General features: G+C 38.3%; 8 protein-coding genes. 4 read left to right on the top strand and 4 right to left on the bottom strand.

From position 1 onward, the window contains the following. Nucleotides 1-327: 327 nt before the first annotated feature. From ACGLXV_RS13530 to ACGLXV_RS13520, 3 genes are all read right to left on the bottom strand, one after another. Complete coding sequence (locus tag ACGLXV_RS13530; RefSeq protein WP_119707218.1) at nt 328-507, bottom strand: DUF3813 domain-containing protein; 180 nt, start codon at nt 505-507, stop codon at nt 328-330. Further along, nucleotides 507-659, bottom strand: coding sequence for a hypothetical protein (locus ACGLXV_RS13525; protein WP_162927704.1), 153 nt, complete (start codon nt 657-659; stop codon nt 507-509). The genes ACGLXV_RS13530 and ACGLXV_RS13525 overlap by 1 nt, the downstream gene beginning before the upstream one ends. A 118-nt stretch (nt 660-777) precedes the next feature. Next, the gene (locus ACGLXV_RS13520; protein ID WP_391559035.1) at nt 778-1,596 is read right to left on the bottom strand and encodes a Cof-type HAD-IIB family hydrolase; all 819 of its coding nucleotides are present in this window, start codon (nt 1,594-1,596) and stop codon (nt 778-780) included. Between the two features lie 177 nt (nt 1,597-1,773). On the opposite strand from ACGLXV_RS13520, the gene ACGLXV_RS13515 reads away from it, so the two are divergent. The 3 genes from ACGLXV_RS13515 to ACGLXV_RS13505 all read left to right on the top strand — a co-directional run bounded on the left by ACGLXV_RS13515 (nt 1,774) and on the right by ACGLXV_RS13505 (nt 4,223). Then, on the top strand, nt 1,774-2,580 hold the full coding sequence (locus ACGLXV_RS13515; RefSeq protein WP_391559034.1) for an alpha/beta fold hydrolase: 807 nt from the start codon (nt 1,774-1,776) through the stop codon (nt 2,578-2,580). 72 nt (nt 2,581-2,652) lie between these two features. Beyond that, a complete protein-coding gene (locus ACGLXV_RS13510; RefSeq protein WP_119707221.1) occupies nt 2,653-2,961 on the top strand; it encodes a metal-sulfur cluster assembly factor in 309 nt (102 codons plus the stop codon). Between the two features lie 146 nt (nt 2,962-3,107). Further along, nucleotides 3,108-4,223, top strand: coding sequence for a TIGR04053 family radical SAM/SPASM domain-containing protein (locus tag ACGLXV_RS13505; protein WP_205536730.1), 1,116 nt, complete (start codon nt 3,108-3,110; stop codon nt 4,221-4,223). 32 nt (nt 4,224-4,255) lie between these two features. Here ACGLXV_RS13505 and ACGLXV_RS13500 read toward each other — a convergent pair whose 3' ends face one another. Further along, nucleotides 4,256-4,954, bottom strand: a complete 699-nt coding sequence (locus tag ACGLXV_RS13500) for a Crp/Fnr family transcriptional regulator (RefSeq protein WP_119707223.1) — start codon at nt 4,952-4,954, stop codon at nt 4,256-4,258. Nucleotides 4,955-5,150: 196 nt separating this feature from the next. Between ACGLXV_RS13500 and moaA the strand changes: the two genes are divergently transcribed. Continuing rightward, the gene (gene moaA / locus ACGLXV_RS13495) at nt 5,151-6,161 is read left to right on the top strand and encodes a GTP 3',8-cyclase MoaA (RefSeq protein ID WP_391559033.1); all 1,011 of its coding nucleotides are present in this window, start codon (nt 5,151-5,153) and stop codon (nt 6,159-6,161) included. Nucleotides 6,162-6,521: the final 360 nt, after the last annotated feature.

The raw sequence follows: 6,521 nt of genomic DNA, 5'->3' as shown, positions 1-6,521 counted from the left end.
GAGAAACTTCCGAAAAATGGTACCTTGATTATGAATTTGTTTACGAAATCCGAAAAGGGTGAAAACCAACAATCCCACCCAGTAGTTTTAGAAGTGTTTGAATAATAAAGGAAGGCTGACGAACTCGTCAGCCTTCTTTTTTTAAAAGATAAGATAAGATTTTCGACTTTGAGAATTGTCTAGCTCCAGCGCCCTAGCACCTAGTGTCCTTCGCTCTCCGTCCTACGATAAGTCAAGCACGAATGCGCCTCTGGCTCTTCGTGTTTCCTTTATCTCAGTTGGAGCGCTCCAGGCCATACGGTGCTGAACAGGGCGCTTGCGCTTTTCTTATATATCTAGCTCGTTTTGCATTTCTCGCAGCTGCGCTTGTTCAGCTACAGTGGAGTTAGCATATGCAGAAGATAAAGCATTTTTGGCTCTTGATATCGCTTCATACTGGCCGCTGCCCGTTGCGTTTTTGGCAAGGTCAACTGCTTTTCTGGCTTCGATAAATAGTCTATTTCCCATTATATTCCACCAAGTGATGATTCTTTCACATTTGCCATTTTTTGTGCTTCTGCTTCTGCATAGGTTGTATGATATGGGATACGATCGTCATGCTTGGATACTGCATCTACACCTTGTTGTACAAAGCGTTTTGATTTATTGCGTTTACCCATTGCAAATCCCTCCATATCCGAGCTATTTTGAAGTAACAGGCTTGCTACCTCAAGTGTTAGTATGCTCACTAATCTGCTCGCTTACTAGAAGAAAAAATGGGAGGGTTTGTATATATTGTTACAGTGCTTTTAAGTTTAAATAATCATTTAAGTAGATAGCAATTCCATCTTCCTCGTTAGTAAGTGTAACCTCATTCGCAAGGGTCTTTAGTTGCTGAATGCCATTGCCCATCGCAATTCCCCGACCAGCATACTCAATCATTTCAAAATCATTATCCTCGTCGCCAAAAGCAATAATTCTTTCCTTTGGAATATGTAGGAACTCTGATACCTTTTTTAGGCCAACCGCTTTGTTCAAACCTGATTTCACAATTTCAATCACATGCCATGGATCAGCCCAACGACGATGATCAATAACCTCTGCATGAACATCTGATAAATGCTTACGGATTTCCTGCACTTGCTCTTCTTCTGTGTGTATCAGCATACTAGTTGGTGACTCTTTTAGGAACCTTCGTAAATCACCTGTTGTAATATTCGGTTTTCCTAAACCGAATATATCTAAAAGTTTTTCATCATGATAATGAAAATACACATCGTCAATGACTTCAGCAATAATATTGTGAAAGGAAAAAGAGTCTAGTGCCTCAACAATATCCTTTGCCACTTCTATATCTAAAGGCGTATGATACGCTCCCCACTGGTTAGAACGGGGGTGGTGAATAAATGCACCGTTAAAATTTACAATTGGAGTCGTAAGGTTTAATTCATGGTAATACATTTCGCTTGAGCGGAATGGCCTTCCCGTAGCAATCATAATCTCATGTCCTTGTTCTCTGGCGCTGTTAAGGACTTTTTTCGTTTTTTCAGAAATGGTCTTATCGTCTTTTAATAAAGTACCATCAAGGTCTAAAGCAATTAAATGTTTTTCTCTCATGTCTATCCCTCGATTCATGACGTAGTAGGTTAAGTGTAAACCTTTAGGAAAATACTTGTCCACATGATACACTAAAATATAGAAATTCTTAATAAAAGAATGTTGTACATATTCTTATGTTAACAATATTGCTTCCCTTCTGTAAAAAAATTCAACTTATTATTGGAGGTTTTCTTTGTGATTTCTGTTGAAAATAAACAAATAGGGGAGATTCCATTATTACATTTGGCTCGTACGAACCTTTTTGATAAGAAGCTCCCTCTCGTGATTTTTATACATGGGTTTATGAGTGCGAAGGAACATAATTTGCATTATGCTTATTTACTGGCTGAAAAAGGGTTTCGTGTGTTACTACCAGACTGTCTGTATCATGGGGAGAGACAGACGGAAGAAACTAGTTCCCATTTGCAGTTTCATTTTTGGGAAATTGTTTTACAAACCATTTCAGAACTGAAAGATCTGAAGAAGTATTTTGAAGAAAGTCAGTTGATCGAATCTGAAAAGATTGGAGTTGTTGGAACTTCAATGGGAGGAATTGTTACTCTAGGTGCATTAACACAGTATCCATGGATTCATACTGCTGTAAGTCTTATGGGTATGCCTTATTATGAAAAACTTGCTAAAGCGCAAATTGCAGAGCTGAAAAATCAAGGAAAAGAACTGCCAATTGAGCAGTCAGCTATTGATGAATTATTTGATCGTCTTCGAGAAAGAGACTTAAGCCTGCAACCGGAAAAATTAATGGGAAGACCACTTTTATTTTGGCATGGGAAAAGGGACAATATTGTTCCGTATTCATATGCGTATGATTACTACGAAAGCATTAAGAAACATTATCAACAAACCCCTCAGTTACTACATTTTATTAGTGACGAAAAGGCTGATCATAAGGTCAGCAGAGAAGGGCTGTTAAAAACCGTTGAGTGGTTTGATAAGCATTTACTTTCATCAAGTATGATGTACGTCACTTCAGCAGAAAAATAATCATTATATTATAACTTATGTAAACCATTTTGTTATCATGTAAATAGAGTTGAACTTTAAGGAGTGATTATAATGGATCAAGATTTAAAAGATAGTATTATGGGGGCTTTGGAATTAGTTGTTGACCCAGAGCTTGGAATAGATATTGTGAACCTTGGCCTTGTTTATGATATTGAGATGGACGAAGAAGGTACTGCGACCATTACAATGACGTTAACTTCAATGGGTTGTCCGTTAGCAGGTTCTATTGTGGAAAATGTGAAAGAGGCTCTAAGTGATATCCCTGAAGTTAAAAAGACAGAAGTAAATATCGTCTGGAGCCCACCATGGTCTAAAGATAGAATGTCAAGATACGCAAAGATTGCGCTTGGAATTCGATAGGACGGAAGCTAACCGCTCGTGCGGTTAGCTTTTTTTTATAAAAAATATGATTGTGTGAGCTAGTTCACTTATTTCAGGAGAAGATCCCTATACAATGGACGTATATGATTCATAAAGTTGTGCTTTGTCAGGAGGTCCTCAATGTGATGGTCAGTCGAGACTTTAACAAAGATCCGTTTATTGTTATTTGGGAGTTAACGAGAGCTTGTCAGCTAAAATGCCTTCACTGTCGTGCAGAAGCACAGTATAAAACAGATCCAAGGGAATTAACCTTTGAAGAAGGTAAAAAATTAATAAATGAAATATATGAAATGAATAATCCTATGCTCGTATTTACAGGCGGAGATCCGCTTTTGAGAAAAGATGTATTTGATATTGCCGAATATGCTGTAAAAAAAGGTGTACGCGTATCGATGACACCAAGTGCCACACCAAATGTTACGAAAGAGTCAATCGAAAAAGCCAAGGAGGTAGGTCTCTCACGTTGGGCCTTTAGTTTAGACGGTCCGACTGCTGAAATACATGACCATTTTCGTGGCACAGCAGGTTCATTTGACTTAACCATAGAAAGAATTCAGTACCTTCATGAACTTGAAATACCGATTCAAATCAACACGGTGATCTCTCGCTACAATTATGAATACCTAGACGAGATGGCTGCACTAGTTGAGAAGTTGCAATGTGTTTTGTGGAGTGTCTTTTTCTTAGTACCAACTGGTAGAGGACAAGAAAAAGATATGATTTCTCCAGTAGAGCATGAAAAAGTATTTATCTGGCTTCAGGAGCTGAGCAAACGCGTACCTTTTGATATAAAAACGACAGCCGCTCAACATTATCGACGTGTGTTTATTCAGCAAAAAATGAAAGAAGAGAAGAATAAGGAAAATATATCTTATTTGGATGCTTTAACTAGTCAGGGCTTAACAGGAAGTATTGATGGGTTAGGAAGAGCTCCCAAGGGGGTCAATGACGGAAACGGTTTTGTATTTATTTCTCATATTGGGGACGTGTACCCGAGTGGGCTGTTACCAATAAAAGCAGGGAATGTGCGTGAGCAGCCGTTAGCCGAGATTTATAGAGAATCACCGATTTTTAAAGACTTGAGGAACCCTGATAAATATAAAGGGAAGTGTGGCGTATGTGAGTTCAGATATGTGTGCGGTGGCTCACGCTCAAGAGCATATGCTATGACAGGAGATTACCTAGAAAGTGAACCATTTTGTGTTTATGTGCCAAAGGCTTTAAGATCAAAGAAAGCATAAAAAAAGAGTGCAGAAAATCTCTGCACTCCGATTTATTCAATACTGCAATAAACCTTTGGACAATTTTCACAACCAATTTCATCTCTTAAATATTGTAGATTATGAACGATGATTTTACTCTTTTTAATAGAAATAATTTGCTCTTTTTTTAGTTCATTTAAGATGCGATTGGTACTTTCACGGGAAGTTCCACAAAAATTGGCAAGTTCTTGATTTGTTAGTGGAAGATCGATAAGGATCCCATTTTGTACCTCTACACCATAACTATTGGTCATACGGATCAGAGTCGAATATAATGCACCTTTCTTTCCGTTTAAAACGAGATCACGGAACTTCGTTTGCGTTTTTCTGAAATGATCGCTCATCCATTTTAAAAACTCTAGGGCAAGAGAACTGTTTTGAAAGATTTCTTTCTCAAGGACGTCCTTATTAATTGCAGCAATTTCTGCATCTTCAAGTACCCTAGCGCTAAGCAAATATTTAGGGGAATGAGTAAAAAGTGTTAGTTCTCCACAAATATCATTTTTACCGCAAATCCTTAATGACAGCTCCCTGCCATCGGATGTAATTTTACTAATCTGTACCTTCCCTGACAGAATGACGTACATTTCCTCTGCTTCCATTCCTTCTTGAAAGATAAAAGTATTTTTTTCTCCAATAAAACGGCGGTCAGCCAGATGAAGAAGTTCTTTTATCTCTATTGAATGAGTTTCTTTTACAACTGCTGACATCCGGATTCACCCTTTTTTAGACATTAATGATTCTATCATCTACAATGAGGGCAATAAGAATTGTTGTCAATAACTTCACGAATGATGTAACAATATGTTCACGTTTAATAAAATAGTTATGTTGTAAAGTGATTTACCGTTATAATAAAATAAACTACAATGCATGCAAGATACTCTTGCGATGGAGTTGATTATCATGAATAAAATTACTGATCAATTAAACCGTCCGTTACGAGATTTAAGAATATCGGTTATCGATCGATGCAATTTCAGGTGTCAGTACTGCATGCCAGCAGAGGTGTTTGGTCCCGATTTTGCTTTTTTACCTAGAAATGAATTGCTTAGCTACGAAGAGATTGAGCGGTTGGCTTATATATTTGTGGGACTTGGAGTGGAAAAAATACGGCTCACAGGTGGCGAGCCTCTCCTTCGAAAACAGCTTCCTTTGCTTGTTGAGAAGCTCTCTAAAATAAAGGGCTTAAAGGATATTGGCTTAACAACGAACGGAGTTCTTTTACCAAAGTATGCTGAGGAATTAAAGGATGCTGGTCTTAAGAGGGTAAATGTTAGCCTTGATAGCTTGAATGACGAGCTCTTTGGTGAGATTAATGGTCGCGGTGTGAAAACTGGACCTGTAATAGAAGGAATTCATGCGGCCCAAAAAGCAGGGCTAGGTGTCAAACTGAATATGGTTGTTAAAAAAGGATTAAATGATCAAGAGATTGTTCCTATGGCACAATTTTGTAAAGATAATGGACTACAACTCCGTTTTATTGAGTACATGGATGTTGGTAGTACAAACGGATGGAAAATGGATGACGTTGTAACAAAAAAGGAAATTTATGAACGATTAAATGAGCATTATTTGTTAGAGCCTGTTGATCCCGATTATTTCGGAGAAGTTGCTAAGCGATATCGATACAAGGGTTCAAACGTAGATGTCGGGTTTATTACTTCTGTTTCTGAGTCGTTTTGCTCTAGCTGTACTCGTTCGAGACTTTCTGCTAATGGACAGCTCTTTACTTGTTTGTTTAATGGGAACGGACACGATATTCGTGACTTTATGAGAAGCGGTGTGTCTGATTTGGAAATTGAACAAAGAATTACTGAAATTTGGAATGGAAGAAATGATCGTTATTCGGATGAAAGAACGGAAGAAACAATAGCAAATAAAAAGAAAATTGAAATGTCCTATATAGGGGGATAAATAAAAACTACTTCTGCTTAAGAAGTAGTTTCAGATTGTCGACAAAAGGCAGCGAAAAGCTCGCTGCCTTTTGTCATTTTTTATTTGGAATGGTAGAGAAAAGGCTGATTTCCGCTCCAGGTGCTTGCTTTCCGGGGGGCAGGCGGTGAGCCTCCTCGTCGCTTAACGCTCCTGCGGGGTCTCACCTGTCCTGCTGATCCCCCAGGAGTCAAGCACCTTCCGCTCCAATCAGCGGTTTAGCTGTTAAAGATTGACTAGGAAAACTTGTGCAATAAGGATTCCTAGTCATTGTCAAGCAACTTAGTATGAACTGAATGAAGATCATCTTAATTAAAACCACTGGATCCATACTTGGACGTC

The sequence above is a fragment of the Robertmurraya sp. genome (assembly GCF_036676585.1).
In the GTDB taxonomy this organism is placed as follows: domain Bacteria; phylum Bacillota; class Bacilli; order Bacillales; family Cytobacillaceae; genus Robertmurraya_A.
The sequence above is the reverse complement of the archived record's forward strand: the minus strand, read 5'-3'. Positions and strand labels throughout refer to the sequence as shown.